Genomic DNA, 24,479 nt, shown 5'->3' on the forward strand with positions numbered 1-24,479 from the left:
ATATAGGATATAGGGAGGTGGAAAGTGACACATAAGGACACACAATGACACAATAGGTCACATTAAGAAAGATAAGAGGGCTATTATACTTTTAACTTACGGCTTTTGAGTTCGTGTTGTAGCTCATCAGAAAGAGTGTAGCCTATGGGAGTGCCGTAAAGTTCGATAAAAGTCAAAAACTCTTGTAGGCTTATATTACGGCATTTTGGGCTTTCATCGGGGCGGTATTGTGCTATAATATCATTGATATAGGTACGTATAAGGCGCTCACTGTACTGTGATAGATAGAGCGAAAAGAGATGTTTTTTAGTTCTGATGTAGTGTAGGATTTTCATAGTTTTTGCGGTTTGCTTTTTTTAATTCTCGTTCGTATAGGGTAATGTATATTTCTTTTTGTTTAGGTCCAGCGGTTTTGTTGTTGTAGTATTGTTTGGAGGAGTCTACTATTTTTCCTTTGCGCTTTACGTGTAGCTGTATGCGGTTGCCGTAGTAGTCTTTTGCTTCGCACTCTACTGTTATGCCGCGCTGTAGGCAGTAGGAGAATGCGGTGGGGAATAGGTCGAGGTTCATAGGCTTATGGGTTTTCGTTATTTATGCAGTTAGTAATGTTTTTCACAAGGCTTTCTGTATTTTCAGCGAGTTTATTGGCTATAAATTTTATTATTTGCAATGAAATATCATCATCGACTTTTAAGATAAATTCTTCATTTATATCATTGCTGAATTTTACATACCCCTCGTATCTGTCCTTTTGTTTTTCAGAGTCTTTTTCCCAAGAATAACCACGTTCAAATTCTAATGAGAATTTTATTAGTTTAAAATCTGTTTTGCTGTTTTCGGTGTTCATTGTTTTATTATTTTTAATCTTTTACAATTTACTGTTAATAATCTTGCCTAAGTATAGTACGAAATACTTCTTATTGGCTTCTGCGCCCCATTCGGGTATGCCAGTGCCAAAGCGTATAGATTTTAATTCTATGGTGAGGCTTGGAGCATCACGAGCATAACCATTGCGAAATACAACAGTGTCGTACTCTTTTCCAATAAGACGAAGGTTGTAATACGGTTTGATATCGCGATATTCTTCGGTTTTCTCGCCCGATAGTATCATATCAAACCATTTCTTTTTGATGGTTAGGTGTAGGGTGTTCATTGTTTTTTTTTAATAGGGTAAATCGGTGAATAAATCGGGGTCGTTGTCGTCGTTGGACGGGTCGGACAAGGTGGACGGGTGGGACGGGGTGGTGGTTTCGGTTTTCGAGGTGATCATAAAGTAATCGACGGAGGCACGGCGATTGTCGGGGGTGGTTTCGGTTTTTTTGATGATATCGGATAGGGTGTATCCTTTGAGTTGGCAGTATTGTGCTAACTTGGTGCGGAAGCCTTGTGCGGTGAGTTTGAAATTACCGCAGGAGGCTTTGTAGTCTTCTTGCATTTCTCGGCGTTGTACTTCGGTATTTAGTCGGTCGGCAAAGTATTCTTCAGCCCATTCAAGGAAGTTGTCGCCTATTGAGGCTTTTAGGTTGTTGTAGTTTATTCTGTCCATTGGGGCGAAATAGGGGTTCATTTTGTTTTGCATATAGAATTGGGTGCAACGTAGCATAAAGTTGTAGAATAAGTCCCATTGTGAGGCGTTCCAGTCGTCGAATAGGCTGTGCCCGAAGTCGTCAGTGGGTTGCCATTGGCGTTTCATTTCGGGGTGTGAGTAGTGGTAGTATGATGAGAATGTTACAAAGAATAGTCGGCGGAAATCGCTATCGGCTCCGTTTTTTAGTGCGTGATTGAATGTCCCGAATAGTTTTGGGCTTTTATCGGGTGGGATAAAGAAACTTGGTCGGAATTTGGGGTTTACTCGTATGCCGTCGGTGATGTAGTTGTATAGTTTTTCAAATCGGTGTTCTGCCATATCGTCGAAGCATATTACGTCGTGGTTTTCGTTGAGTTCGTCGAATATGTGTGTGTTATCGAATAGTTTGCTGTCTTTACCGGCGCAATTGAATACGCTTGTTGATAGTTTTATTGCATTGGAGAATATGCCTTTACCGGTACCGCCATTGCTTTGTGATAGGGTTCCTTTCATTTCGTCGTCTACTATGTATATAAATTTTTCGAAATGGGGCATTTTATATCGGTGTAATAGGTATCCTATGGCGTAGCATTTGGATAAGAAGTGTTGTTCTTGTGTGATTTGTTCTTCTTCAGTGAGGTGTGGGCTGTTGAGGGTGTAGAATGTTCCCCAGCGGTGTGCTTCGTGGGGGTATTCTTTAGCCCAATAGACTCGGCTTCCGTTGATGAGGAAGTTTAGGTATTCGCATTTATCGGTGCTTATGCGTACGCGGTTGCGCCCTTGCTCATCGATATAGGGCTGAAAGAATGGTTCGTTGAGCAGGCGGATATTGGCGGGTAGTACGGCGTTATCGAATATGTAGTTGTTGATGTCGTCGCGTTTTAGTGTTATGATTTTTTCGGGGGTTACTTTTATGGCGGTATTTTGAAAGAAAAATAGCTGAAATTCTTTGCCGTGCTTGGTAAGGTCGAATTTTTTGTAGGTGGCGTTTTTGAGTTCGGGGGCTGATAGGGCTTTGCAGGTGCGCAATAGTTTGAGCACTTGATGTGTGGTTCCTTTGCGAACGTAGTAATTGACACAAAAGTCGCGTATGGTGGCGGTTTGTGGGATTGATAGTTTATAGTCGTCTACTTTTACTAAATATCCTTTGTTTTCGTTGTCGGTATTTTGTGCTATATCGGACTGGAATACGAAATAGTGGTTTACTTGTAGGAAGTAGAATAGGTTTTCGTGGTTTATGGTGTATTTTTTGTCTTCTAAGGTTACGAAATCGCAGGATACTGGTATTTTTAGTAGTTTTTTAAATTCGTTGGCGACGGTTTGTGGTGTTGCTTCTTTGAAATAGTTTACGTAGTCGCGGAAGTCTTTGCCTTTTTCGCCTAAATAGTATTTTGGTAGGAATACGGTGGGGAGTTTCCAGTATTTTCTGGAATATTTATAGGCAAATTCGATTCCTGATGTATCGACATCGGGTAGGTTTATGAGGTGCTGACTTATGGTTTTTAGGTACTCATAGTCTGTATATTGTATTATATCGCCTTCGGAGTTTCCCCAAACGGGGTAGAAGTCGGGGGATAGAGAAGCGAGGGTGAGCCCGTCGGAGCCACCGGAGCATATAATTATGTAGGGTAAGAGTTCTTCGTTTAGGAGTTCTTGTATTTGTTTTTTGAATTCTGGGGAGTCGCAGTTTTCTACTTGTGTGCGTAGTTCTTGTATTTTTTGGTATCGTTCATCGGTGATTATGGATTTGATGTATGCGAGTCCGTGCAGGTATACGGGAGGTTTTTTTCCGAGGTATCCGTGTTTGAAATTTTCGGTTTTGGTATTTCCGTTTTCGTCGGTTATTTTGCGTTTTTTCTCGGCTGGGTAGTATGTTTTAGCCCAATTGTTTAAATCGGGGGAATAGGCGAACATAGGGTATTGTGGTGTGGCTTCTATGGTCATTAGTTTGCCGTTAGAGGTTACGCGTTCTACTTTTTGTAGTTCGTGTACGTTATAGCGTGCGCATATTTCGGGGGTTAGGAAGGGGTGTATTACTTGTAGGTTTTCGATTTGTGTTTTTGGGTATATGCGGAAATAGCCGTCGGGGTGGTTTCCGCGGGGTGCAAATGTTTTGTTTGGGGTGAGGTTTAGTGAGTTTTCGCCTATATTAAATTCGGCATATAGGGCTTGTAGGGTGCGGTGGTAATCGGTTTCGCCAGTGAGGTGCTGGTATACTTGTATGGGGGTGTGAGTGTCGCCACCGAAATCTTTTACGATCCAGCATTTGCCTTGTGGGGGCAAATATAGGTAGGCTGAAGGGGTGCGCTCATTGCGATAGCGAAATGGTTTGCGGGTGCGTTCGCAACCTATGCAATCGGGGAGGTAACGGTGGAGTATGTCGAGTCCGTTGTCGGTATTTTCGTATAGTTTTTCTGGGGTGTATTTGTAGTCGCTATTCATTAGTTATTAGGTGTTAAGGAGTGGATAATTATCAGTTGTTAATAAAAGAGAAAGCCGTGCCGATATTGCGCAAGTGGCACGGCTTTACTAACGAACTGACTAACATTATTTAATCTTCATCGGGGTAGGCAAATGCATTTGATTTGTTATCTTGTTGGGTAAGCATAAATGTTAATTGTGCTGCTTTTTTATTGGGGTGTATAGCGAGATGCCCACCGGGTAATGTGTTGTATATTTGTGCAAGGGTGCTATGGTTAAAGAAAGAAAAATCAATAATGAAAAAATTGTTATCTATCATTGTGTAATTGATGTTAATACCTTGTATGGTGTATAGTTGGTTTAGGATTTGGGTTACTTGGGTTATGTGATTCATTGTTTTATGGTTTAAATTTTTATACTATGTATTCGCTTTAGCTTCGGTGTACCTCGACAAGGTCTTCTACAGGCAGGCTAAATACTTCTGAAAGGGCTATGAGGAACGAATAATGGGTTAGCTTTTCGCTTCCGTAGCGCATCCACTTTTTTAGTGTGCTGGTGTTTTCGGAGGTTTTAATATGCAGGTGTGCGATAGCAGTGTCGTCTATCTGTGCTATTATCTCTGGTTTTAGGTTTACTTGTATGGTGTGGGCTTGTATCATATTTATTTATTTATTATCTTTGTGTTTTAATTCATTTATAACATATGCAAAACGAACAAAAAAAGCAGGACAACTGCAAAGAGGAAAGCAATGGCAGCAACTTCCTCGAGAATATTGCTAAAACAGAAGCGGGGCAGGCTCTGTTGCTTAGTATTGCTAATTTCATCAACAAAAAGGGAGACGCCCCTACTGTTGATAACGCTCCCACTGTTGAGCGTAGGCTCTCCTTTGAGGAGCGGCGTATGCAATTGTGGTATTTCAATAGGCGCGTTCACTTTCTCACTCACACGGGGCTGATTGCTATCCTTTTTATTGTACTTAGTATTTTGGTATTTACAAAGTGCGTTAGCGAGACTATTTATGCAACCTTGATAAGTAGCCTTATTGGTTACATTTTTGGACAAATAAAGAGCCGCGAGAAGACAAACACTGATGCCCAAAATGGTCAATAGGGAGGGTTCTTTTTTCATAGTGTATTTTTCTTGTAAAAATAGGACTTTATATATTTAGACATAGACTGTTCATTTTTATTATAGCTATCTTTTAAAATAATTGGTAAAATAGGACTCATCGTGTCAGCAACAGATAGTTCTTGTCTATTACAATTATCTTTTAAAATAATTGGTAAAATAGGACTCATCGTGTCAGCAACAGATAGTTCTTGTCTATTACAGTTATCTTTTAAAATAATTTGTAAAATAGCCCCCATAGCGCCAACTATATAGTGCTCTTGTTTATTATCAGCATTATGTAATAATGGTTGTGTTGGCTTGTTAAAAGTTATAATGGATTTGCTGTTCTCTGTGTTCATAACGTTCTTTTTTTAGGTTTTTATTTATTAGCAGCGTTGCTAATGTGTTGCATTTTTTCAAGGAAATTAGTGAACTGGTAATAGGGTGCAAGTGCCTTAATCAGCGATATAGGTTGCTGGTCGAAGTAAGGGTGACACACGTCCCATTGGGCTATTTTTTGGGGTATGTAGAAGTTATTACTTCCTATCATTAGGAATATAGAGCCGTCAGCAGTGATATTGGGGGTTATGTTACTGTCTGTATTAGCGTGCAACCACTGTAGTACATCGAATGCGGTAATGGGGGCTTTGCCGCTGCGTACATCCGGGTTGTAGCTACAAGCGCGAATGTCTATGGTTAGGGGTGTTTCAACGCTGTCCTTTTGGGGTGTTTCTGGAGGGGTTTGTATTTGTGTTAAAACAAAAACAGTTATATTCCGTCTTTCGGCTTTGATTGTTTCTGTTTTAAAGCTAACATTATACCCTTGCTGTTGGGCTACTTCTTGAAGAAGCATTTTAATATATTGTATGCTTACCGTATAGTTTATGGCATGTTTGACAGCATTGTACAGTTCAAAAAAGTTAGTTTTTTCTTTTTTAAACTCACTAAAATGAGCTTCGAGCCATTCTGTTATGGCGATGCGTTTTTGGTTTTCTGTTTTTCTCTCTGTGTACATAACGTTCTTTTTTTTGGGTTTCTGTTTTAAATGTCAAAAATAGTTCGTATATTTGTCGCCTAAAAGAGATGCCTAAAGTGGAAGCCTCTTTTGGCATTCATTTACGAGGGCAAAAGTATAGTTATTTTTCTCAACTACCAAATTTTTTTAGATAAATTTCTCAATTATGAAAGAAAGAATATTGCAATTCATTGAATATAAGAGGCTTAGCAAAAATAAGTTTTATAAGGAAACAGGGCTTTCTAATGGAATTTTAGACAAGCAAGGTGGTATTTCTTCTGATAGTTTAGAGAAAATTTACTGTGTTTATCCCGAAATAAATCTAGATTGGCTTCTAACAGGCAAAGGGGAAATGTTAAAGAAAGAGGGGTTGGTACAGCAAGCACACAATAATATAAGCAGCACGATAACCCAACACCAAACAATACACGCCCCCGAAGACTATGAAACCTTAAAAAAGGAAAACCAACGATTGACACAAGAGAACTCTGGGCTGAAAGATAAAATAATACAGCTAATGGAGGAGAAAATGAGTAAGTAATGGAAGCATATAAACTAAGAAAAAACTATAATGAAAGAGTATAATATCATCAAGGAAATAGGACAATATTGGATTATAAGTTGTATATTTGCACCATATATCTTTAATTATATTTTCAATATGTACGACTTTAAAACAGTAACTATTGTGAGCTTATTGCTTACTTGTATCTTCCTTTACACCCGTGCTCGTCATTTTTATTTAGAAGCTAACAAACTTGGTAAAACAGACAAAAAAACGCTGCAAAACCTCTTTAAAACGTTGCATTTAGATACTTTTAGGGAGTATATATGCAACCAAAACGCTTGGTATGGCTATAATAAAGAGGTGGTTGGCTATGCATATAGCTTTGTAGAAGAGGTGGGCAAGCTAAGTAACTTTATAGGTCATAAAGAAACCCGTAAGGCGGTAGAACAGTTGGCACAGAAAATAGAAGAACTCAACCGTTTTGCTGCGCTAAAAATGTATTCAGAGCCTACTGATGATTATTATTACCAGCTACCGAAAAGGACTGAACGAGAATGTGAACAAAGCAAGATAGATGCCGAGAGTATCAACCAGAAATCTAAAGAGGTAGATAACTTGCTTAAAGCCCTTGTGCTAAACCTAAAAGAGGAACACGAAATGGAAATAGCAGGGGATAAGCCGCTAAGTGGAGACTTATACAGCTGATGTTAAGAAAATAAAGAAATAAAGCAATGAAAGAAGAATTTGCAGCTAATAACAACATTAGAAACCATCGGCAGCTAACCGATAGGGAACTTATGGAGCAAATATATCAATTGCTCGTAGGGGTAAACGCAAAATTGGATAAACTCGGAATACTGAAATACAAAGAACTTGGCGTTGATGTGTCGATATTTACTCTGCCATTTAGTGATGATACATTAGATGATAAGCAAAGTAAAACTGAGAGCTTAGAACAAACCTTAGATGATACCCAAAAGTATTTTGATGAGATTTTCAAGCCTATTGAAGACTAATTTGCAGCTTGCACATAAATTATTTATGTGCAGAAATGAATTTATGTGCATTTTGTGTGCAAGAAGTATATATGAAAATCAATAACTTAACCTATTGCACATAAAACACATAAATAATATTACTATTAATATACATAAAAAAATAAAATAAAATATATTATTATATATAGCCCCGTGTATTGGGTCTATCACGGGACTTATATGTAATGTTTATTGCCTTTCACTAATAAAAAAAGGCTTTATAATGAGACTTTTACGTTTTGTACTTTTCGGGAACCCCCTCCCGTCTTCGCTACAAAATAGGCGTAATTAGTCTGATAATCAGCTAATTACGCCAATTATTTTTTCATAATATATCAAGTTTGAAGTAAAATTCTATATGTAAAATTTGAATATTGGATAAAAACTTTTTCACAAATTTTACATCTTATACTCGACTGTGTCATTTCACTGATTTTTTGTTTATTTAAAGTAATATCAAGATACTTCTAATAAAAAAATAAGTGTAGAAGATAACAAGTGAGTAGAGGTGTTTTTTTTGTTTTTAAGAGTTAAAGAAGGAAAGGAAAGTTTATATTCATTGCTAATTAGTGATTTATTTATACTTTTGCGTTATTATTGCTAAATATTCAAAATAAAGATATAAATTATGCACTTTAACCAATCTCAATACCGAGGTATATTATGGTTGCTTTTGCTTATAATGGCAGTACAACTGTTTTTTTATTTCTTCCATTTTAGAGGTAGTAATTATACTTTTACCGAGAACTTATTACTTGATAAAGAGATAGATTCACTAAAAAGGCTTGCTTCTCAACCTAAAAAAGATACTATCTACCCTTTTAACCCTAATTTTATTACTGATTATAAAGGTTATAGATTGGGGCTTACTGTTGAGCAAATAGATCGTTTGCAGGCTTTTAGGGCACAGGGTAAATTTGTTAATTCGGCTCAAGAATTTCAGCGAGTAACAGGTGTATCGGATACTTTGTTGCTAAAAATAGCTCCTTCGTTTAAATTTCCTGAATGGGTGACAAGCAAAAAGAACTTTACATATACTAATACTAAGCCTTTGCCTAAGGAGGATATTAATACAGCTTCTGCTGAAGATTTGATGAAAATATATGGTATAGGCGAAGGATTTTCGGCACGTATTTTAAAGTATAGAGAGAAATTACAAGGCTTTACTTATATTGAGCAAGTGGCAGAAGTTTATAAGTTAGAAAAGGAAGTGTATGAGCGAGTAGCAGAGCGTTTTGAAGTGAAAACTTTGCCTGTTATTGAGAAGAAAGATATTAATCTGCTTAATATGTATGAGCTAGGTAAAATACCTTATATACATTATGGAGAAGGCAAGAAAATAGTAGGATTGCGCAGTGCATTAGGACGTATAAGTAACTTTGAAGAACTACTGCAAATAGAAGGTTTTGACAAAGAACGTATAGAGCGATTGCAACTGTACTTAACTATTAAAAATTAGTTGCTTTTATTTTTAGTATACATTTTGTTTCTATTTTTACACAAATGGCATAATTTTTGCATATCGAGCCGGAAAAATATTAAATAATCACTAAAACGCATAAAACAATGAACAAGAATCTGTTTTTAGCAATTATGATTGGTTTTGGTCTGACTGCAGTTCAGTGTACTAAAACCATTGAAGAACGTATTGAAATACGTGAACGTGTTAATGCAATTTTATCGGGCGCCGGGGCTCCAGGAGCCAATGTAGGTGCAGTGGGCGATTATTATATCGACCTACAAACAGCTAATTTGTATGGGGCTAAAACAGCACAAGGCTGGGGTAGCCCTATTAGTTTGCGCGGCTTACAAGGTGAAGCTGGTGCTAAAGGTCAAGATGGGCAAAACGGAAAAGATGCTCCTGTGCCCAATATACGTGATGGTTATTGGTATATAGGTGATACCAATACTAACATTAAAGCAGAAGGTAAAGATGGAGGTAATGGTAAGGATGGTAGTAATGGTAAAGATGGTGTAGCTCCTCATATTGGTACTAATGGCAATTGGTTTGTAGGAACTAAGGATACCGGTGTAAAAGCAGAAGGGGCTAAAGGAACAGATGGTGTAGCCCCTCATATTGGCACTAATGGTAACTGGTTTGTGGGAACTCATGATACAGGAGTAAAAGCACAAGGGGCTAAAGGAACAGATGGTGTAGCTCCTCATATTGGCAATAATGGCAATTGGTTTGTGGGGACTCATGATACAGGAGTAAAAGCACAAGGAGCGCAAGGAGTTCAAGGTGAAAAAGGAGCAACTGGAGCAACTGGAGAGAAAGGAGAAAAAGGAGATACTCCCTATATTGGTAAAGATGGCTTTTGGTATGTAGGTACTAAAAGTTTAGGAGTAAAAGCACAAGGAGCGCAAGGAGTTCAAGGTGAAAAAGGAGCAACAGGAGCGACTGGAGAGAAAGGAGAAAAAGGTGACACTCCCTATATTGGTAAAGATGGCTTTTGGTATGTAGGTACTAAAAGTTTAGGAGTAAAAGCACAAGGGGCACAAGGAGTTCAAGGTGAAAAAGGAGCAACAGGAGCAACTGGAGAGAAAGGAGAAAAAGGTGATACTCCCTATATTGGTAAAGATGGCTTTTGGTATGTAGGTACTAAAAGTTTAGGAGTAAAAGCACAAGGGCCTCAAGGAGAGAAAGGAGCAACTGGAGAGAAAGGTGAAAAAGGTGAAAATGCTCCAAAACCTAATATAAGAGGTGGCGTTTGGTATATAGGTGATGAAAGTACAGGAATAAAAGCCCAAGGAGAAAAAGGAGCAGATGGAACTCCTGGTGCACAAGGTACTCCAGGTAAAGATGGTTCAGTAATTTATGCTGCTAAAGGAAAACCTATTAATACACAAGGTAAGGATGGCGATTACTATATTGATACAGAAGCTAAGATTTTCTATGGACCTAAAGCAAATAATGTATGGCCTACTATAGGTATTTCATTGACTGGGAAGGATTTTAGTGTTAATGACGACTATAAATTAAGTGCTGATGGGAAAACTCTCGAGAAATGGAACAATTTAGAAACTCGTTTTATTGATATGAATACAGATCCTAAACTAAGAGAGGTGACAAAAATAGCTGATAGAGCTTTTGTAGATTTTAATAAAGACTATAAATTAACAACTATCATCATTGGAGATAATGTTACAGAGATAGGTGATGCTGCTTTTAGTACATGTAGAAAATTAAGACGCGTAGAGCTATCTGATGGTATTACCAAAATTAACAAAAGTACTTTTTCTTATTGTGAAAATCTGCAATATATTGATCTGCCTGATGGTTTGACCTTTATAGGAGAGAATGCTTTTGCAAGTTGTAAGAAACTAACTATGCTTACTATTCCTGAAGGAATAACTAAGTTTGAAAAGCGTGTTTTCCAAGATTGTGCAAATCTGCATACTCTTGTTATTCTTCAGCCAGTTGCTTTCAATATTGATGAAGCTGGACAAAATACTTTCAGAGCAACAAGGCTACGCAATATTTATGTGCCTCACGCAAGTGTAAATGAATATAAGACAAAAAACCCTAATTATCAAGATTTAATTAGATAGAGAGATATATATTAAAAAAAAGCTACCAACTTGGTAGCTTTTTTTGTTAATTGTTATTTGTTAGTTGTATAAACGCTTCTTCTAAATTATACGCCTTTACTTCCTTAATAAGGTTGTGAGGCGTATTTTCTTTTATAATACTCCCTTCATTTAGTATTGCTACACGGTGACAAAAGTCTTGTGCTTCTTGCAGATGATGCGAGGTGTATAATATAGACATTCCGCCTTGATTTAGTTCTTTTAAATAATCGATAATGATGTTTTTTGATTGTACATCGACACCAACAGTAGGCTCATCTAAGAAAAGTACTTCGGGGTTGTGGAGTATGCCTGCTAAAAGGTTGATACGCCTTTTCATTCCTCCTGAAAAATGTGCAATCTTCTTATCGGCTACTTCGGTTAAACCTACGCGCTGTAGGGCAGTTTCAATAAGGGGTTTGAGCTCTTTGTTTTTTAATTTGTACAAGCTGCCAAAATAGGTTAGATTTTCACGTGCTGTAAGGGTAGGGTAGAGGGCGTACTCTTGTGGTACTACTCCTATTTTATACCGCAGGGCGCGTTGCTTATAAGTCATACCACAAATGCTAAAGCTGCCCATAGTGGGCTTTATGCTGCCAAAAAGGATAGACATAAGGGTGGTTTTGCCGGCGCCATTGGGTCCTAAAATACCATATATTTCGCCTTTTTTTACGTTGAAAGATATATTGTTTAGAGCAAGGGTTGTGGTTTCTTTGTACTGCTTGCTGAGGTGTTTTACTTCAATAGCATTGGGGGGGTATTCATATTGTTTGTTTTTGAAAAAGCGGTGCAAGGTAATTAAAATATTGCTAATAGCAAAATTTTTTGTATATTTGCGCGCTTTGAGGGGGTGTATTTTAGTGATGGGAGTTAGTTTTTTGGAATGGATAGGAGGTAAGGGGGATGAGAAAAATGTAATGTTTGGGGAGTTTTGTTGCGAATTTGGCAAAATGGAAGGTTGGGGGTAAGGCGACTGATAATCAGCGATGTGATGTGTTTTCTCTGCTTATCCTTCGTTTATAGTTCGTTTATCCTTCGTTATTCGTTCGTTTATCCTATGAGTTTTGTTTGCTAACCTTAATAGTGAAATAGGTTGATTATTAGGGGATAGGAGATAGGTGTTAGCAGACAGGAGTTGGAAATTAAGGGGGTGATAATTTTTGAAGTATTGGCAATAAAAATGAGAAAATGATGAAAATCTTTTGGTTTTAGGTGTGAGGGTATTAAATATAAGATTTTAGAAGGGGAGAGGTAATAGGGAAGAGAAGATATAGGGGGGGCTGTTAGTAGATGAATACAATAGCTTTTATGGCAGAAAATTTAATTTTTAGGCAAGCTGTTTCCGCTGATGCGTTGGCTATTTGGGAAATACTTTTGGCAGCTATAGCGCTTAGGAAAGCAGAAGGTAGCAACCAATGGCAGGATGGTTACCCTAATGAGCAGGTTGTGGCTGATGATATTGCCCATAAATATGGTTATGTGCTTACTGAAAAGAATGAGGTTATAGGCTATTGTGCTCTTATTTTAAACAATGAACCTGCTTATAATACTATTGATGGGAAGTGGCTTACTGATGGAGATTTTTTGGTTATTCATCGTGTGGGTATTGCTTCTAAATATCGGGGTAGGGGATTGGTTAAGCTAATGCTTCAAGAAATAGAATGTGTTGCCAAGGGGCAGGGGGTGCCATCAGTGCGTGCAGATACTAATTATGATAATGCAGCTATGTTACATCTTTTTGAGAAGTTGGGCTACGAGTATTGCGGAGAGGTAATGCTGAGGGGGGCTGCAAGGAAAGCATTTGAAAAGAAACTATGAATGAAAAATTACTAACATATTTAGAGCGTTTTATTACAGAAGAGCGCAAGGAGCGCTTTTTGAGTATTATTAATGCACGTACTAATCATTTTACTGTGGCTATGGAAGATGTATTCCAGATGCACAATACAAGTGCTGTGGTGCGCACCTGTGAGGTGTTTGGGGTACAGCAAGCTCATAGTATAGAGGGACGTTATGGTAAGCGATTGGATGCTAAAATAGCTATGGGGGCACAAAAGTGGGTAGATGTATTTCGTTATAATGATACCCAGAGTTGTATTGATTCGCTTCGAGCTAAAGGCTACCAGATAGTGGCTACAACGCCCCATAAAGATGCTTATTACCTGAATGATTTTGATATTAGTAAAAAGAGTGCTTTTTTCTTTGGGACAGAAAAGGAAGGGCTATCGGAACAGGTGCTTACACAAGCGGATACTTATCTTAAAATACCGATGGTAGGATTTACAGAAAGCCTTAATATATCGGTAGCAGTGGCTATTGTGTTACAGCAACTTACTGATAAACTTCGCCGTAGTGAAGTGGCTTGGCAATTAACAGATGAGGAGCGTTTTTCAATTCTTATAGATTGGACAAAGAAATCAATTCGGAATGTGAAAGATGTATTAAAACGATATGAAGAAATAAAAGATACTTTATGAGAAAACTTTTGTGTATAACTTTTTTGTTGTTGAACTTTTTTAGTTTATTGGGACAACATAAGGCGACCCTTATTCATAGCGATGCAAACTTGTATAAGGTAGATAGCTTACTGTACCGGAGTGAACAGTTGGTAAGTGAGGATAAAGCTGTTATCCAAAACATCCCTATCAAAAGCATTATCAATCTGCGTTATTTTACACGCTCGGGTGATAAGAAGGTTTTTAAAGCTACTGATGGAGTAAGGCTTATTAATCATCCTTTACTTACTTGGAGGATTAAGGCTCCAGAAATAGCAGCAACTCTTAAGCTGATTAAAGAACGCCAAAAGGAAGGAGCTGTGCTTATACACTGTTATCACGGGGCTGATCGTACTGGTATTATGGTGGCGATGTACCGCATAATATATCATAATTGGACGATAGAACAAGCTAAAAAAGAAATGATTAATGGTCCTTATGGGTACCATAGTGTTTGGAAAAACTTAGAAGCACTATTTACTGAAAGTACTGTAAACGAAGTGCGTAGACTTTTGTAAGTATAATGAAAATAAGAGAAATTATAAACGAATTAGAGCTTCTAGCCCCTCTGCCATACGCTGAAGGTTTTGACAATGTAGGCTTATTGGTAGGTGATGTGAATGCTAATGTGGAGGGAGTGCTTATTACATTGGATACGCTAGAAGAAGTGGTAGATGAAGCTATTGAGAATAACTGTAATCTTATAGTGAGTTTTCATCCTATCATCTTTAGTGGGCTTAAATCACTTACAGGGAAAACTTATGTAGAACGAGTAGTGATGAAGGCTATAAGGCATAATATTGCTATTTATAGCATGCATACAGCATTAGATAACCAGCTGCTGGGAGTGAATGCAACCATAGCAGATCGTTTGGGGTTAAAAAACAGGCAAATACTTATCCCGCAAGAACATACTATCCAAAAGCTTATAACTTATGTACCTCAAGCTGATGCGGAGAGACTTAGGCAAGCGCTATTTGGTGCAGGAGCAGGTAATATAGGTAATTATGCAGAGTGTAGTTTCAATTTGGAAGGTAGGGGTACTTACAAAGGCAATGAGGCTTCGAACCCAACTATAGGGGAACCTAATGTGTTCCATACCGAAAATGAAACCCAAATAGGGGTAATATTTCCGAAACACTTGCAAAGTAAGGTGCTGAGAGCTTTGAGAGAACATCACCCTTATGAGGAGATTGCTTACGAGGTGTATGTGTTGGAAAATAATCATCAGCACATAGGGTTAGGAATGATAGCAGAGATGCCAGAGCCCATGGATGAGGAAGACTTTTTGACATTCCTTAAAGAACGTATGCAGGTGAGTGTAGTAAGACACTCGGCACTAAGAGGTAAAGCCGTGAAAAAGGTGGCGATGCTAGGAGGCAGTGGAGCTTTTGCTATAGAAAATGCTAAAAGAGCAGGTGCAGATATTTTTATTACTGCAGACTTGAAATATCACGATTTTTTCAGGGCTGAGGGACAAATAATTCTTGCTGATATAGGGCATTATGAAAGTGAACAATACATAAAAATACTTTTATTTGAGTATCTTTCAAAAAAAATTCCTACCTTTGCCCCCAAAATATCAAAAGTAGATACAAATCCTATCAAATATTATTCGTAAATATGGCACAAAAAGTGGATATTACCGTAGAAGAAAAGTTAAGAGCACTGTATGATTTACAGCTTATTGATTCAAAAATTGATGAGTTACAGTATACTCGTGGCGAGCTACCTTTAGAGGTTTCAGACCTTGAAGATGAGGTAGAAGGTTTGAAAAAGCGCCACGTAAAATTTAAAGAAGAATTGGAAGCTTTGCAAGCAGGTATAGCAGAGAAGAAAACTATAATTGAGGAGGCTAAAGAGCTTATAAAAAAATATACTACCCAACAGAAAAATGTGCGAAATAACCGTGAGTATACCTCACTGGCTAAGGAAATTGAATTCCAAGAGTTGGAAGTACAATTAGCAGAGAAACGCATTAAAGAAGGTAAAGCTCAAGTAGACCAAAAGAAAGAAGCTATCAAGCAAGTAGATGAACGCAAATCTCAACGTGATGCCCACTTAAAACATAAAAAAGCAGAGCTTAGTTCGGTATTGGCTGAAACTGAAAAAGAAGAAGCTTTCTTAAGAGAAAAAGCAGAAGAGTATGCGGCTAAAATTGAAGAGCGCTTACTGAAAGCTTATCAGCGTATACGCAGTAGTGTAGTGAACCGATTGGCGGTAGTGCCTATACAGCGTGGAGCTTCAGGAGGCTCATTCTTTACTATTCCGCCTCAAGTGCAGGTAGAAATAGCTTCACGTAGGAAAATTATTACCGATGAGCATAGTGGCCGTATATTGGTAGATGCTGCTTTGGCTGAAGAAGAAAGAGAAAAAATGGAGACTTTGTTTAAGAGCTTCCAAAAATAGAAATTTAAAAGTTGTTATTACTTTATAGTCTGAAAAGTGTTTTTTTTGCTTTTCGGACTTTTTATTTTGTAAGAAATAGAATGTAAAGTAAAGATTTTCGTAAAAATAATTGTGTAATATTCATTGTTATTTGATATTAATTTTGTACTTTTGTACCCAACTGAAAGATTAAAAATTAGAAGCTATGAGAATAAGGTTTTTTATTATCTTGCTTATTTGCTATTTATCGGGTGCTGAAGCACAAATTCGTTTTACTCCTGCTTTGGTATACCAAAATATAGCTGAAAAAGGCTATACTACTCAAGAGGTAGTTACTAGGTTGGCAAATTATTATTATGCCTTGCATCTTTATTCACAAGCACAGACATGGTATGAAAAATTAGTTACAACAGTGGGGTATATGCCTACAGCTATAGACTATTACCACTATGCACATACCTTGAAAGAATTGGGGAAGAATAAAGAAGCTCAAAAACAAATGGAACGATTTACTAGCGTTTCACGACTCTTTTTTACGGATTTTATTAAGACTGCTGTTGCACCACCTAATCCTAATAATAGAGATTATAAAGAACTGATAGGTTTGGTTCTTGATGGTGAAAATGGGAAAGAAATTGAAGGGGCAGCTATTACACTTTTTGATGCTCAAATGAATGTATTTCTTACAACAAAGTCGGATTCTAATAGTTTTTTTGTGTTATCTGATAAACAGTCGCAAGCTCTTTTTGAATACGGTTATTTGGAGGTAGTAAAACCAGAATATGAGGTTTCAACTACTCCTTTGGTATTTCAAAAAACTGGTGAAATGCAGCAAATAATTCAGTTAGATCCTTTGGTACAAGAGGTGAATACGGGAGATAACTTAGCTATTACTTTTGAGATTGAGAATATTCATTTTGACTATGGTAGGTTAAACATTCGTTATGATGCCTCAGTACAACTGGCTAAAATATTAGTGTTTTTAGAAATGAACCCTATGGTGTCTTTGGATATAAAGGTACATACTGATAGCCGAGGGGATGAAGATTACAATATGAAATTATCAGAAAGTCAGGCACAGTCTATATGGCAGTGGTTAGTAGATAAAGGCATACAAACTAAGCGTATTACAGCTAAGGGCTATGGAGAAACACAACCAGTATATGATTGTGAAAATGATTCGTCTTGTACTGAAGAACAACATCAAGCAAACAAAAGGGTAGAGTTTATTATAAAATAAGGCATTATTTTGTATTTTTGCGCCCTGAAACTGTTTATTAGAATGACTGTGAAGAATATAAAACGATTAGCAAAAACATCACTTCTTTTTAAACTGCTATCATTATTGGTGGCCTTGATACTTATCTTACAAGTATTTCCTGGGAAAACGAAGTTTAAATATGAATTTCGGAAGGGAGAATTGTGGCAACATGAAAACCTTTATGCTCCATTTGATTTTCCTCTAAAGAAAACAGATGAGCAAATAAAAGCAGAAGAACGGCATATTACAGAGCAATCGACTGTATATTACCGTAAGGATACAGCAGCTTTTGGGGTCGCTATGCAGAAGTATCAGCAAAAACAACATTACTATTTTGACCGTATACCGATGGCAAAAGCAGAGTTGCTGAGGAAGAGAGCTCATTCTTTTTTGGTGGAAAATTACCAAAGAGGGATATTGTTAAAAAAAACAGCGAATAATGATTCTAAAATAGCAGTGATAGATAGTAATAATCAAATTACTGAACTTCCGACAGCTAATATTTTATCATTAGAAAGTATTAAAGAGGCTGTAAAGAGTTATTTTAGTCAACCACCTTATGATGAGTATCAAAAAGAGTATTACGATTTGTTTTTTGATATACTTACACCTAATCTTGTTATTGATCAGAATTTTACACAGAAAAACTTGCGTCAGAATTTAAAGGAGATAGTTTATACACGCGGTTGGGTGAGCAAAGGTAAAATTATTATTGCTAAAGGTGAGTTGGTAGAAGGAGAGAAGTATAATATGTTGTCTTCTTTGAAAGATGAATACGAAAGTCAGACTTGGAGTCAGAATAATTATAACTGGTCACAAGTGGGGTATTACTTTTTGGTAGCAGTAGTACTTGTAGTAATGCTTTTGTATTTGAAAATTTATGAAAAGAAAGTATATAAAAACAATTTGAAGTTAAGTGTTATTTTGCTGAATATGCTATCAATGATACTATTAGTAGGCTTAATGGCGCGTCACTTTCCAGACTATATCTACTTAGTGCCTATAGCAATGATGGTACTGATACTTAAATCGTTTTTTGATCTTCGTACAGTACTATTTATGTATATTAGTACTATACTAATAACAGGTTTTATAGTACCTAATAGTTTTCAGTTTGTTTTTATTCAGATTATAGCTGCTATGACGATTATTCTCACTCCTAAAAGTGTTCATTATAGGTTGAGTAGTTTTATATCGGCAGGGCTTATTACTGGAGCCTATTTACTTATATACATAGCTTTTCATGTTATTACAGAGGGGACTTTAAAAGGGATTGACATATCGTTACTAACATTATTTATACTTAATGGAATAGGAATATTGTTTTCGCAGCCTTTTACTTATATTTATGAGCGTACTTTTGGGTTGGTATCGGATGTGTCTCTTTTGGAACTATCGGATACTAATTCTAAACTTTTAAGGCAATTGTCGGAAAAGGCACCAGGTACTTTTCAGCACTCAATGCAAGTAGCTAATTTGGCAGAAGCTGCTGCTGCTGAGATAGGAGCAAATACCCTATTGGTGCGGGTAGGCGCATTGTATCATGATATAGGTAAAATGGAAAACCCACTTTATTTTATTGAAAATCAAAAGACAAGTTTAAATCCTCATGACCAACTTACTCCCTCCCAAAGTGCAAAGGTGATTATTAAACATGTGACAGATGGTGTAGAACTTGCTCATAAAAACAAGCTTCCTGAACGTATTATAGACTTTATACGAACTCACCACGGACGTAGTCTTACTTATTATTTCTATCGTAAAGAGTTGGATACTAATCCAGATGCCAAAGAGGAAGATTTTAGGTATCCAGGTCCTATTCCTTTTTCAAAAGAAACTGCTATACTAATGATGGCAGATTCAGTAGAAGCAGCAACTAAAAGTCTTAAGAATCCTACTTATGAAGCTTTAGAAGAGTTTGTGGAACGTATTATCAAAAAACAGTTAGAAGATAATCAGTTTGCCAATTCAGATATATCCTTTAAAGAGATAGAGTGTATAAAAAAGGTATTTAAAAGTAAACTGATAAATATATATCATGTGCGAATTGCTTATCCTGAATAAGGAGTGATAATTTTTAAGTATTAATTTCTACTTTGAGTGGCTAAAAAATGTTATTGAGTTAGTTTTTTTAGAATATTGACAAAAAAGTTATAGATTAAATAATTTGATTATAATAATTTGATTTATAATGTTTTATAGCGTATTGTGGTGTTTTCTTATGTTGTCTGTATTCTTTTTTTGTTAAAAAAGTTTTGGTATTAAAAAAAATAGTTGTAGTTTTGCGCCCTGAATATAAATAACACATAAAATAAATAGAGAAAAAAATGGCAAGAGTTTGTGACTTAACAGGCAAAAAAGCATTGGTGGGCAACAACGTGTCGCACGCAATGAACAAAACAAAACGTAAGTTTAATGTGAATCTTCGTACTAAACGGTTCTTCATTCCTGAGGAAAATCGTTGGATTACTCTTAAAGTATCAGCATCTGCAATTAAGACTATTGATAAGAAGGGTATTTATGCAGTGCTTCAAGAGGTAGAACGCAACGGATATATTAACTAAATTAAAAAAAAACGTACTGAAAAATGGCTAAAAAAGGAAATAGAATTCAGGTTATTTTGGAGTGCACTGAGCACAAAGAATCAGGTTTACCAGGAACTTCTCGTTATATCACTACCAAAAATAAAAAAAACACTCCCGATAGATTAGAACTTAAAAAGTTCAATCCTATTCTAAAAAAAGTAACCGTTCATAAAGAAATAAAATAATACAACGATATGGCAAAGAAAACAGTAGCAACCCTACAAGGGAAATCAAAAAAGCTTACTAAAGCTATCAAAATGGTGAAATCACCTAAAACAGGTGCTTACACTTTTGTAGAAAGTGTAATGGCTCCTGAACTTGTTGATGAATTTTTGAAGAAGAAATAATTAAATTTTCTCTATTTTTATCATATCTAAAAAAAGCTGTCGTGAGACGGCTTTTTTGCATATATCAACTTTTTTATTACCTTTGCACGTGATTTACAAAAAATATAAAAGTTATGGCATTTCAATTTTTAAAGAACATTTTTTCAAAAGAAAAAAAAGAAACCTTGGATAAGGGGTTGGAAAAATCAAAGAATTCTTTTTTTGATAGGCTTGGAAAAGCACTTGTAGGAAAATCAAAGGTAGATGATGAGGTGTTAGATGACCTAGAAGAAGTGCTAATTGCTAGTGATGTAGGAGTTAATACAACTCTTAAAATCATAGATCGAATTCAGGCACGAGTAGCTAAAGATAAGTATTTGGGTACTAATGAGCTAAATGCTATTTTACGGGAAGAAATAGCAGCACTACTTTCTGAAACACATACGGGTGAGGCTACTGATTTTGTTCTTCCTTTGGATGAAAAACCTTATGTAATGATGGTTGTAGGGGTAAATGGAGCTGGAAAAACTACAACTATAGGTAAATTAGCAAGTCAGTTTACGAAAAAAGGGCTTAAAGTAGTATTGGGTGCTGCTGACACTTTTCGTGCAGCAGCTATTGATCAGTTACAAGTATGGGCAGATCGTACTGGAGTGCCAATGATTAAACAACAGTTAGGTAGTGACCCAGCTTCAGTAGCTTATGATACCTTGAGTTCGGCTGTGAAACAAAATGCTGATGTAGTAATTATTGATACAGCAGGGCGATTACATAATAAAATTAACCTTATGAATGAGCTGTCAAAAATTAAACGAGTGATGCAAAAGGTAATTCCAGATGCTCCTCATGAAGTGTTATTAGTACTAGATGGCTCAACGGGGCAAAATGCTTTTGAACAAGCTAAAGAATTCACAAAAGCTACTGAGGTGACAGCTTTGGCAGTTACTAAATTGGATGGAACAGCTAAGGGAGGAGTAGTGATAGGTATTTCAGATCAATTTCAAATTCCAGTAAAATATATAGGAGTAGGAGAGGGGATGGATGACCTGCAAATCTTTAATAAATATGAGTTTGTAGATTCTTTCTTCAAAGTTTAAAAAATAAAAAAGAGCAAAGATTATTTTTTATCAAAAATAAATTCGTATATTTGCGCCTAATTTTAAAACTAACTAATATTATTAGATATGTCAAACGACATCCGCATTCGAAAAGGGTTAGACATACATTTGGAAGGCGAAGCTGATAAAACAACGCAACAGCTTCCGCTTGCACCTTTGTATGGAATTAAACCCATTGATTTTCACGGAATTATTCCTAAGCTATTACTGCGTGAGGGTAATGAAGTGAAAGCAGGTGAAGCACTATTCTTTTCAAAGAGTGATGAGCGTGTTCTATTTCCTTCTCCGGTAAGTGGTACCATTAAGGAGATTGTGAGAGGTGAAAGACGTAAGGTGTTAGAAATACACATTACTCCAAATCAAGAACAAGTTTTTAAAGACTATGGAAAGAAAAATGTAAATGAGATGCAAGGTGAGGAGATTAAGGCACACCTTTTATCGTCAGGTTGTTGGCCTTTTATTAAACAACGTCCTTACGATGTGATTGCAAATCCTGATAGAAAGCCAAAGGCTATTTTTGTATCAGCTTGCAAAACTAATCCACTTGCTCCAGATTACGATTATGTGCTAAAAGGCAAAGAGGAAACACTACAAACAGCTCTTACAGCCTTAGCTAAACTCACCACAGGTAAAGTACACGTGTCTGTTTTTAAAAACAGCTCGTTATCACCTTTCCGCAACCTTAAGGACATAGAGGTGCACAATGTTACAGGACCACATCCAGCTGGGAATGTTAGTACACAGATTGCACAAATAAGTCCAATAAATAAGGGAGAAGTGATATGGGTAGTAACTCCTCAAGACTTGGTGGTGATAGGGGAACTCTTCCTTACAGGTAAACTTAATCTCACACGTACTGTAGCCCTTACAGGCTCACGCATTGAGAAGCCGCATTATGTTACTGTGCTTGCTGGTGCTCAAATTACTGGAGTAGTAGGAAGCCAAGTACAACAAGTTGGTAATACACGTATTATCAGTGGTGATGTGCTTACAGGTACACAAGCGAGTGAAACAGGATTCTTAGGTTTCTACGACGACCAAATAACAGCTATTCCTGAAGGGAATGACTATGATTTATTTGGTTGGGCAAAACCTATAGCTAATAAAATTTCGCTTACACGTTCGCTTACCTTCTCTTGGTTAAATCCTAAGAAAAAATACAACTTGAACACCAATACTAATGGTGAACACCGCGCTTTTGTGGTAACAGGTATGTATGAAGAAGTTTTCCCATTGAATATTTACCCTATGCAGTTGCTAAAAGCCTGCTTGTATAAGGATTTAGATGAATTGGAAAATTTAGGAGCTTATGAAGTAGCCCCTGAGGATTTTGCCCTTACTGAATTTGTGTGTGTGTCTAAACAACCACATCAACAAATCATCAGAGACGGACTTGATTTAATGATGGCAGAATTAGGCTAATAGTTTATAAAGTAAGAATTTTACCTTTTTAACGATGAGTTATACAGAAGAACAATACAAAGCACAATTTGAAGAAGAAGATGCTGTAGGGTGGGAGGCTATGGATGAGGCTTTATTGAAGGTTTATCCTGAGCAAGAGCCTCGTCATTATGGTACTATTCTAAAATATATGTTGGGAGGTGAAGACCCGCTTGATGGTATTAGTATCTACGACAACCACGAGCAAACTTTCCACCGTCATATAGTTTCTTATGGAATGAGTGAGTTGTATTATTCTCCTGAAAGTGCTGAAAATGAATTTAGTGGTTGGGGGTTTGAGTTTACTTTCCGCGTGGTACCTTTTGAAGGAGATAAAAATGCGGAAGGAGCTAAAAACGAACCTTCTTGGGCTATGAATATGATGCAGAATTTAGCGCGTTATGTATTCAATAGCAAAAAATGGTTTGAAGCCTATCACTTTATTCCAGCCAATGGTCCTATACGTTTGGAATGCGACACCAAGTTAGTAGGGATAGCCTTTGCACCCGATCCTCAGTTGGGTACGATTGAAACTCCTAATGGTGAGATAGCTTTTTTACAAATGGTAGCGATTACACAACAAGAATTGGATTGGCTGTATAAAGATCCTACTACCGATAGAGTAGAGGAACTCATTAATAAGATCAGAGAAGACAATCCATTGCTCATCACCGATTTAGAAAGGCAAAATTCGTATGTGTAAACATATAAATTTATAGATACAATAAGTAAACAGTTTTAAAAAAAAAAACAGAATATGTCAAACTATTACAAGCCTTCGGGCAAATTTTCACCATTATCATTTGTATATTTATTATTAGTTTGTGCAGTAGTATTACCTATATTAGCAGCTATTTATGCTTATGCTATATGGTATATACCATTTGTATATCTTAACTTTTTGGTTACAGCAGGTTTTGGTTTTGTTATTGCTATTGCAGTTGGGCAAATAGTAATTAAGATAGGTAAAGTCCGTAATTATGGCTTAGCTATTTTCTTTGCTCTTATAGCATCACTTGTAGCTTATTACTTACAATGGATAGTATGGGCTGATTTAGCTATTAATACAGGTGAAGTAATTGGTAATAAAAAAATAGGTGTTGCAGTAAGCAATGTGCAATTTGATCAATTACTTTATTTATTAGCAAATCCGTCAGAACTTTTTGGATTGATAGGTCTTATCAATGAAGAAGGGACATGGGGCTTTAAAGGTTCCGTAGTAACAGGTACTTTCCTTACTATTATTTGGGTGATAGAGTTTTTGATTATCGTAATAATAGCTGTAATAGGTTCGATAGCACGTTCTAAAGAACCCTTTAATGAAACTCTTGATGAGTGGTTTAAAGAAGAAGAATTACCAGTTTTTTCTTATATAGAAAATTCTAATAACTTTAAACAATTAGCAGAACAAGGTAATTGGGAAGAATTAGGAACTACTATTGAAAAAGGTAATCAAGATCAAAGTCATAGTGTTTTTACTTTGTTTGCTTCTGGTAATGAATATTACATTTCAGTAACTAATGAAAAAGCTAAGGTAGCTAAGAAAGATAAAGTAGAGTTTGATACAGATAATTTTATAGAATATCTACGTATTGATAAAACTGTTTACGATATGCTAAAGTCAAAAGCTTAAATTA

General features: G+C 36.5%; 30 protein-coding genes. 20 read left to right on the forward strand and 10 right to left on the reverse strand.

Annotated elements, in window-relative coordinates; all coding sequences use genetic code 11:
• Nucleotides 1-83: 83 nt before the first annotated feature.
• The 7 genes from C4H12_RS01885 to C4H12_RS01915 form a co-directional block, all read right to left on the reverse strand.
• Nucleotides 84-335, reverse strand: a complete 252-nt coding sequence (locus tag C4H12_RS01885) for a hypothetical protein (protein ID WP_106097418.1) — start codon at nucleotides 333-335, stop codon at nucleotides 84-86.
• On the reverse strand, nucleotides 307-570 hold the full coding sequence (locus tag C4H12_RS01890) for a hypothetical protein (protein ID WP_106097419.1): 264 nt from the start codon (nucleotides 568-570) through the stop codon (nucleotides 307-309). Before C4H12_RS01890 ends, C4H12_RS01885 begins: the two co-directional genes overlap by 29 nt.
• Nucleotides 571-574: 4 nt before the next feature.
• Nucleotides 575-847 carry a hypothetical protein gene (locus C4H12_RS01895; RefSeq protein WP_106097420.1) on the reverse strand — a complete coding sequence of 91 codons (273 nt, stop codon included), beginning with the start codon at nucleotides 845-847 and terminating at the stop codon, nucleotides 575-577.
• Between the two features lie 21 nt (nucleotides 848-868).
• Nucleotides 869-1,153: an ASCH domain-containing protein gene (locus C4H12_RS01900; RefSeq protein WP_106097421.1), complete on the reverse strand. Its 285-nt coding sequence runs from the start codon at nucleotides 1,151-1,153 to the stop codon at nucleotides 869-871.
• Nucleotides 1,154-1,162: 9 nt separating this feature from the next.
• Nucleotides 1,163-4,009, reverse strand: a complete 2,847-nt coding sequence (locus C4H12_RS01905) for a primase-helicase family protein (protein WP_106097422.1) — start codon at nucleotides 4,007-4,009, stop codon at nucleotides 1,163-1,165.
• A gap of 109 nt (nucleotides 4,010-4,118) precedes the next feature.
• Nucleotides 4,119-4,382 carry a hypothetical protein gene (locus tag C4H12_RS01910; protein ID WP_106097423.1) on the reverse strand — a complete coding sequence of 88 codons (264 nt, stop codon included), beginning with the start codon at nucleotides 4,380-4,382 and terminating at the stop codon, nucleotides 4,119-4,121.
• Nucleotides 4,383-4,419: 37 nt separating this feature from the next.
• Complete coding sequence (locus tag C4H12_RS01915; protein ID WP_095912999.1) at nucleotides 4,420-4,647, reverse strand: hypothetical protein; 228 nt, start codon at nucleotides 4,645-4,647, stop codon at nucleotides 4,420-4,422.
• Nucleotides 4,648-4,691: 44 nt separating this feature from the next.
• Between C4H12_RS01915 and C4H12_RS01920 the strand changes: the two genes are divergently transcribed.
• A complete protein-coding gene (locus C4H12_RS01920) occupies nucleotides 4,692-5,099 on the forward strand; it encodes a hypothetical protein (protein ID WP_106097424.1) in 408 nt (135 codons plus the stop codon).
• A gap of 14 nt (nucleotides 5,100-5,113) precedes the next feature.
• Here C4H12_RS01920 and C4H12_RS01925 read toward each other — a convergent pair whose 3' ends face one another.
• Nucleotides 5,114-5,458 carry a hypothetical protein gene (locus tag C4H12_RS01925; protein ID WP_106097425.1) on the reverse strand — a complete coding sequence of 115 codons (345 nt, stop codon included), beginning with the start codon at nucleotides 5,456-5,458 and terminating at the stop codon, nucleotides 5,114-5,116.
• A 20-nt stretch (nucleotides 5,459-5,478) separates the two neighbouring features.
• Entirely contained in the window at nucleotides 5,479-6,114 is a 636-nt protein-coding gene (locus C4H12_RS01930; protein ID WP_106097426.1) for a hypothetical protein, read from the reverse strand.
• Between the two features lie 166 nt (nucleotides 6,115-6,280).
• Between C4H12_RS01930 and C4H12_RS01935 the strand changes: the two genes are divergently transcribed.
• From C4H12_RS01935 to C4H12_RS01955, 5 genes are all read left to right on the forward strand, one after another.
• Nucleotides 6,281-6,655: a transcriptional regulator gene (locus tag C4H12_RS01935; RefSeq protein ID WP_106097427.1), complete on the forward strand. Its 375-nt coding sequence runs from the start codon at nucleotides 6,281-6,283 to the stop codon at nucleotides 6,653-6,655.
• 30 nt (nucleotides 6,656-6,685) lie between these two features.
• Complete coding sequence (locus tag C4H12_RS01940; RefSeq protein ID WP_129588197.1) at nucleotides 6,686-7,327, forward strand: hypothetical protein; 642 nt, start codon at nucleotides 6,686-6,688, stop codon at nucleotides 7,325-7,327.
• A 26-nt stretch (nucleotides 7,328-7,353) separates the two neighbouring features.
• Nucleotides 7,354-7,638 (forward strand): hypothetical protein, encoded by a 285-nt coding sequence (locus C4H12_RS01945; protein ID WP_106097429.1) that lies wholly within the window; start codon nucleotides 7,354-7,356, stop codon nucleotides 7,636-7,638.
• 649 nt (nucleotides 7,639-8,287) lie between these two features.
• Nucleotides 8,288-9,118 (forward strand): ComEA family DNA-binding protein, encoded by an 831-nt coding sequence (locus C4H12_RS01950; protein ID WP_106097430.1) that lies wholly within the window; start codon nucleotides 8,288-8,290, stop codon nucleotides 9,116-9,118.
• Nucleotides 9,119-9,225: 107 nt separating this feature from the next.
• The gene (locus C4H12_RS01955) at nucleotides 9,226-11,211 is read left to right on the forward strand and encodes a leucine-rich repeat protein (protein WP_106097431.1); all 1,986 of its coding nucleotides are present in this window, start codon (nucleotides 9,226-9,228) and stop codon (nucleotides 11,209-11,211) included.
• Nucleotides 11,212-11,257: 46 nt separating this feature from the next.
• Here C4H12_RS01955 and C4H12_RS01960 read toward each other — a convergent pair whose 3' ends face one another.
• Nucleotides 11,258-12,022 carry an ABC transporter ATP-binding protein gene (locus C4H12_RS01960; RefSeq protein ID WP_106099395.1) on the reverse strand — a complete coding sequence of 255 codons (765 nt, stop codon included), beginning with the start codon at nucleotides 12,020-12,022 and terminating at the stop codon, nucleotides 11,258-11,260.
• A 515-nt stretch (nucleotides 12,023-12,537) separates the two neighbouring features.
• Here C4H12_RS01960 and C4H12_RS01965 point away from each other — a divergent pair.
• From C4H12_RS01965 to C4H12_RS02030, 14 genes are all read left to right on the forward strand, one after another.
• Nucleotides 12,538-13,047: a GNAT family N-acetyltransferase gene (locus C4H12_RS01965; protein ID WP_106099396.1), complete on the forward strand. Its 510-nt coding sequence runs from the start codon at nucleotides 12,538-12,540 to the stop codon at nucleotides 13,045-13,047.
• Nucleotides 13,044-13,706, forward strand: a complete 663-nt coding sequence (locus tag C4H12_RS01970; RefSeq protein WP_106097432.1) for an RNA methyltransferase — start codon at nucleotides 13,044-13,046, stop codon at nucleotides 13,704-13,706. The genes C4H12_RS01965 and C4H12_RS01970 overlap by 4 nt, the downstream gene beginning before the upstream one ends.
• Nucleotides 13,703-14,242 (forward strand): tyrosine-protein phosphatase, encoded by a 540-nt coding sequence (locus tag C4H12_RS01975; protein WP_106097433.1) that lies wholly within the window; start codon nucleotides 13,703-13,705, stop codon nucleotides 14,240-14,242. The genes C4H12_RS01970 and C4H12_RS01975 overlap by 4 nt, the downstream gene beginning before the upstream one ends.
• Before the next feature lie 5 nt (nucleotides 14,243-14,247).
• A complete protein-coding gene (locus C4H12_RS01980) occupies nucleotides 14,248-15,345 on the forward strand; it encodes a Nif3-like dinuclear metal center hexameric protein (protein WP_106097434.1) in 1,098 nt (365 codons plus the stop codon).
• A 2-nt stretch (nucleotides 15,346-15,347) separates the two neighbouring features.
• A complete protein-coding gene (locus C4H12_RS01985) occupies nucleotides 15,348-16,133 on the forward strand; it encodes a zinc ribbon domain-containing protein (protein ID WP_106097435.1) in 786 nt (261 codons plus the stop codon).
• A gap of 184 nt (nucleotides 16,134-16,317) precedes the next feature.
• Nucleotides 16,318-17,352 carry an OmpA family protein gene (locus C4H12_RS01990; RefSeq protein WP_106097436.1) on the forward strand — a complete coding sequence of 345 codons (1,035 nt, stop codon included), beginning with the start codon at nucleotides 16,318-16,320 and terminating at the stop codon, nucleotides 17,350-17,352.
• A 42-nt stretch (nucleotides 17,353-17,394) separates the two neighbouring features.
• Nucleotides 17,395-19,437, forward strand: a complete 2,043-nt coding sequence (locus C4H12_RS01995; RefSeq protein WP_106097437.1) for an HD family phosphohydrolase — start codon at nucleotides 17,395-17,397, stop codon at nucleotides 19,435-19,437.
• A 263-nt stretch (nucleotides 19,438-19,700) separates the two neighbouring features.
• Complete coding sequence (rpmB, locus tag C4H12_RS02000; RefSeq protein ID WP_106097438.1) at nucleotides 19,701-19,937, forward strand: 50S ribosomal protein L28; 237 nt, start codon at nucleotides 19,701-19,703, stop codon at nucleotides 19,935-19,937.
• Between the two features lie 23 nt (nucleotides 19,938-19,960).
• Complete coding sequence (gene rpmG / locus C4H12_RS02005; RefSeq protein WP_002672545.1) at nucleotides 19,961-20,143, forward strand: 50S ribosomal protein L33; 183 nt, start codon at nucleotides 19,961-19,963, stop codon at nucleotides 20,141-20,143.
• Between the two features lie 9 nt (nucleotides 20,144-20,152).
• A complete protein-coding gene (locus C4H12_RS02010) occupies nucleotides 20,153-20,305 on the forward strand; it encodes a DUF4295 domain-containing protein (RefSeq protein ID WP_002680984.1) in 153 nt (50 codons plus the stop codon).
• 113 nt (nucleotides 20,306-20,418) lie between these two features.
• Nucleotides 20,419-21,381, forward strand: a complete 963-nt coding sequence (gene ftsY, locus C4H12_RS02015; RefSeq protein WP_106097439.1) for a signal recognition particle-docking protein FtsY — start codon at nucleotides 20,419-20,421, stop codon at nucleotides 21,379-21,381.
• Nucleotides 21,382-21,468: 87 nt separating this feature from the next.
• Nucleotides 21,469-22,824, forward strand: a complete 1,356-nt coding sequence (locus C4H12_RS02020; protein ID WP_106097440.1) for a Na(+)-translocating NADH-quinone reductase subunit A — start codon at nucleotides 21,469-21,471, stop codon at nucleotides 22,822-22,824.
• A gap of 34 nt (nucleotides 22,825-22,858) precedes the next feature.
• On the forward strand, nucleotides 22,859-23,545 hold the full coding sequence (locus C4H12_RS02025; protein ID WP_106097441.1) for a suppressor of fused domain protein: 687 nt from the start codon (nucleotides 22,859-22,861) through the stop codon (nucleotides 23,543-23,545).
• A 54-nt stretch (nucleotides 23,546-23,599) separates the two neighbouring features.
• On the forward strand, nucleotides 23,600-24,475 hold the full coding sequence (locus C4H12_RS02030) for a hypothetical protein (protein WP_106097442.1): 876 nt from the start codon (nucleotides 23,600-23,602) through the stop codon (nucleotides 24,473-24,475).
• Nucleotides 24,476-24,479 lie beyond the last annotated feature (4 nt).

It is taken from the genome of Capnocytophaga sp. oral taxon 878, assembly GCF_002999135.1.
In the GTDB taxonomy this organism is placed as follows: domain Bacteria; phylum Bacteroidota; class Bacteroidia; order Flavobacteriales; family Flavobacteriaceae; genus Capnocytophaga.

What these genes read in the sequence shown, in the direction of transcription:
- C4H12_RS01885 (WP_106097418.1), bottom strand. Translation starts at nt 335, where the DNA reads ATGAAAATCCTACACTACATCAGAACTAAAAAACATCTCTTTTCGCTC.
- C4H12_RS01890 (WP_106097419.1), bottom strand. Translation starts at nt 570, where the DNA reads ATGAACCTCGACCTATTCCCCACCGCATTCTCCTACTGCCTACAGCGC.
- C4H12_RS01895 (WP_106097420.1), bottom strand. Translation starts at nt 847, where the DNA reads ATGAACACCGAAAACAGCAAAACAGATTTTAAACTAATAAAATTCTCA.
- C4H12_RS01900 (WP_106097421.1), bottom strand. Translation starts at nt 1,153, where the DNA reads ATGAACACCCTACACCTAACCATCAAAAAGAAATGGTTTGATATGATA.
- C4H12_RS01905 (WP_106097422.1), bottom strand. Translation starts at nt 4,009, where the DNA reads ATGAATAGCGACTACAAATACACCCCAGAAAAACTATACGAAAATACC.
- C4H12_RS01910 (WP_106097423.1), bottom strand. Translation starts at nt 4,382, where the DNA reads ATGAATCACATAACCCAAGTAACCCAAATCCTAAACCAACTATACACC.
- C4H12_RS01915 (WP_095912999.1), bottom strand. Translation starts at nt 4,647, where the DNA reads ATGATACAAGCCCACACCATACAAGTAAACCTAAAACCAGAGATAATA.
- C4H12_RS01920 (WP_106097424.1), top strand. Translation starts at nt 4,692, where the DNA reads ATGCAAAACGAACAAAAAAAGCAGGACAACTGCAAAGAGGAAAGCAAT.
- C4H12_RS01925 (WP_106097425.1), bottom strand. Translation starts at nt 5,458, where the DNA reads ATGAACACAGAGAACAGCAAATCCATTATAACTTTTAACAAGCCAACA.
- C4H12_RS01930 (WP_106097426.1), bottom strand. Translation starts at nt 6,114, where the DNA reads ATGTACACAGAGAGAAAAACAGAAAACCAAAAACGCATCGCCATAACA.
- C4H12_RS01935 (WP_106097427.1), top strand. Translation starts at nt 6,281, where the DNA reads ATGAAAGAAAGAATATTGCAATTCATTGAATATAAGAGGCTTAGCAAA.
- C4H12_RS01940 (WP_129588197.1), top strand. Translation starts at nt 6,686, where the DNA reads ATGAAAGAGTATAATATCATCAAGGAAATAGGACAATATTGGATTATA.
- C4H12_RS01945 (WP_106097429.1), top strand. Translation starts at nt 7,354, where the DNA reads ATGAAAGAAGAATTTGCAGCTAATAACAACATTAGAAACCATCGGCAG.
- C4H12_RS01950 (WP_106097430.1), top strand. Translation starts at nt 8,288, where the DNA reads ATGCACTTTAACCAATCTCAATACCGAGGTATATTATGGTTGCTTTTG.
- C4H12_RS01955 (WP_106097431.1), top strand. Translation starts at nt 9,226, where the DNA reads ATGAACAAGAATCTGTTTTTAGCAATTATGATTGGTTTTGGTCTGACT.
- C4H12_RS01965 (WP_106099396.1), top strand. Translation starts at nt 12,538, where the DNA reads ATGGCAGAAAATTTAATTTTTAGGCAAGCTGTTTCCGCTGATGCGTTG.
- C4H12_RS01970 (WP_106097432.1), top strand. Translation starts at nt 13,044, where the DNA reads ATGAATGAAAAATTACTAACATATTTAGAGCGTTTTATTACAGAAGAG.
- C4H12_RS01975 (WP_106097433.1), top strand. Translation starts at nt 13,703, where the DNA reads ATGAGAAAACTTTTGTGTATAACTTTTTTGTTGTTGAACTTTTTTAGT.
- C4H12_RS01980 (WP_106097434.1), top strand. Translation starts at nt 14,248, where the DNA reads ATGAAAATAAGAGAAATTATAAACGAATTAGAGCTTCTAGCCCCTCTG.
- C4H12_RS01985 (WP_106097435.1), top strand. Translation starts at nt 15,348, where the DNA reads ATGGCACAAAAAGTGGATATTACCGTAGAAGAAAAGTTAAGAGCACTG.
- C4H12_RS01990 (WP_106097436.1), top strand. Translation starts at nt 16,318, where the DNA reads ATGAGAATAAGGTTTTTTATTATCTTGCTTATTTGCTATTTATCGGGT.
- C4H12_RS01995 (WP_106097437.1), top strand. Translation starts at nt 17,395, where the DNA reads ATGACTGTGAAGAATATAAAACGATTAGCAAAAACATCACTTCTTTTT.
- rpmB (WP_106097438.1), top strand. Translation starts at nt 19,701, where the DNA reads ATGGCAAGAGTTTGTGACTTAACAGGCAAAAAAGCATTGGTGGGCAAC.
- rpmG (WP_002672545.1), top strand. Translation starts at nt 19,961, where the DNA reads ATGGCTAAAAAAGGAAATAGAATTCAGGTTATTTTGGAGTGCACTGAG.
- C4H12_RS02010 (WP_002680984.1), top strand. Translation starts at nt 20,153, where the DNA reads ATGGCAAAGAAAACAGTAGCAACCCTACAAGGGAAATCAAAAAAGCTT.
- ftsY (WP_106097439.1), top strand. Translation starts at nt 20,419, where the DNA reads ATGGCATTTCAATTTTTAAAGAACATTTTTTCAAAAGAAAAAAAAGAA.
- C4H12_RS02020 (WP_106097440.1), top strand. Translation starts at nt 21,469, where the DNA reads ATGTCAAACGACATCCGCATTCGAAAAGGGTTAGACATACATTTGGAA.
- C4H12_RS02025 (WP_106097441.1), top strand. Translation starts at nt 22,859, where the DNA reads ATGAGTTATACAGAAGAACAATACAAAGCACAATTTGAAGAAGAAGAT.
- C4H12_RS02030 (WP_106097442.1), top strand. Translation starts at nt 23,600, where the DNA reads ATGTCAAACTATTACAAGCCTTCGGGCAAATTTTCACCATTATCATTT.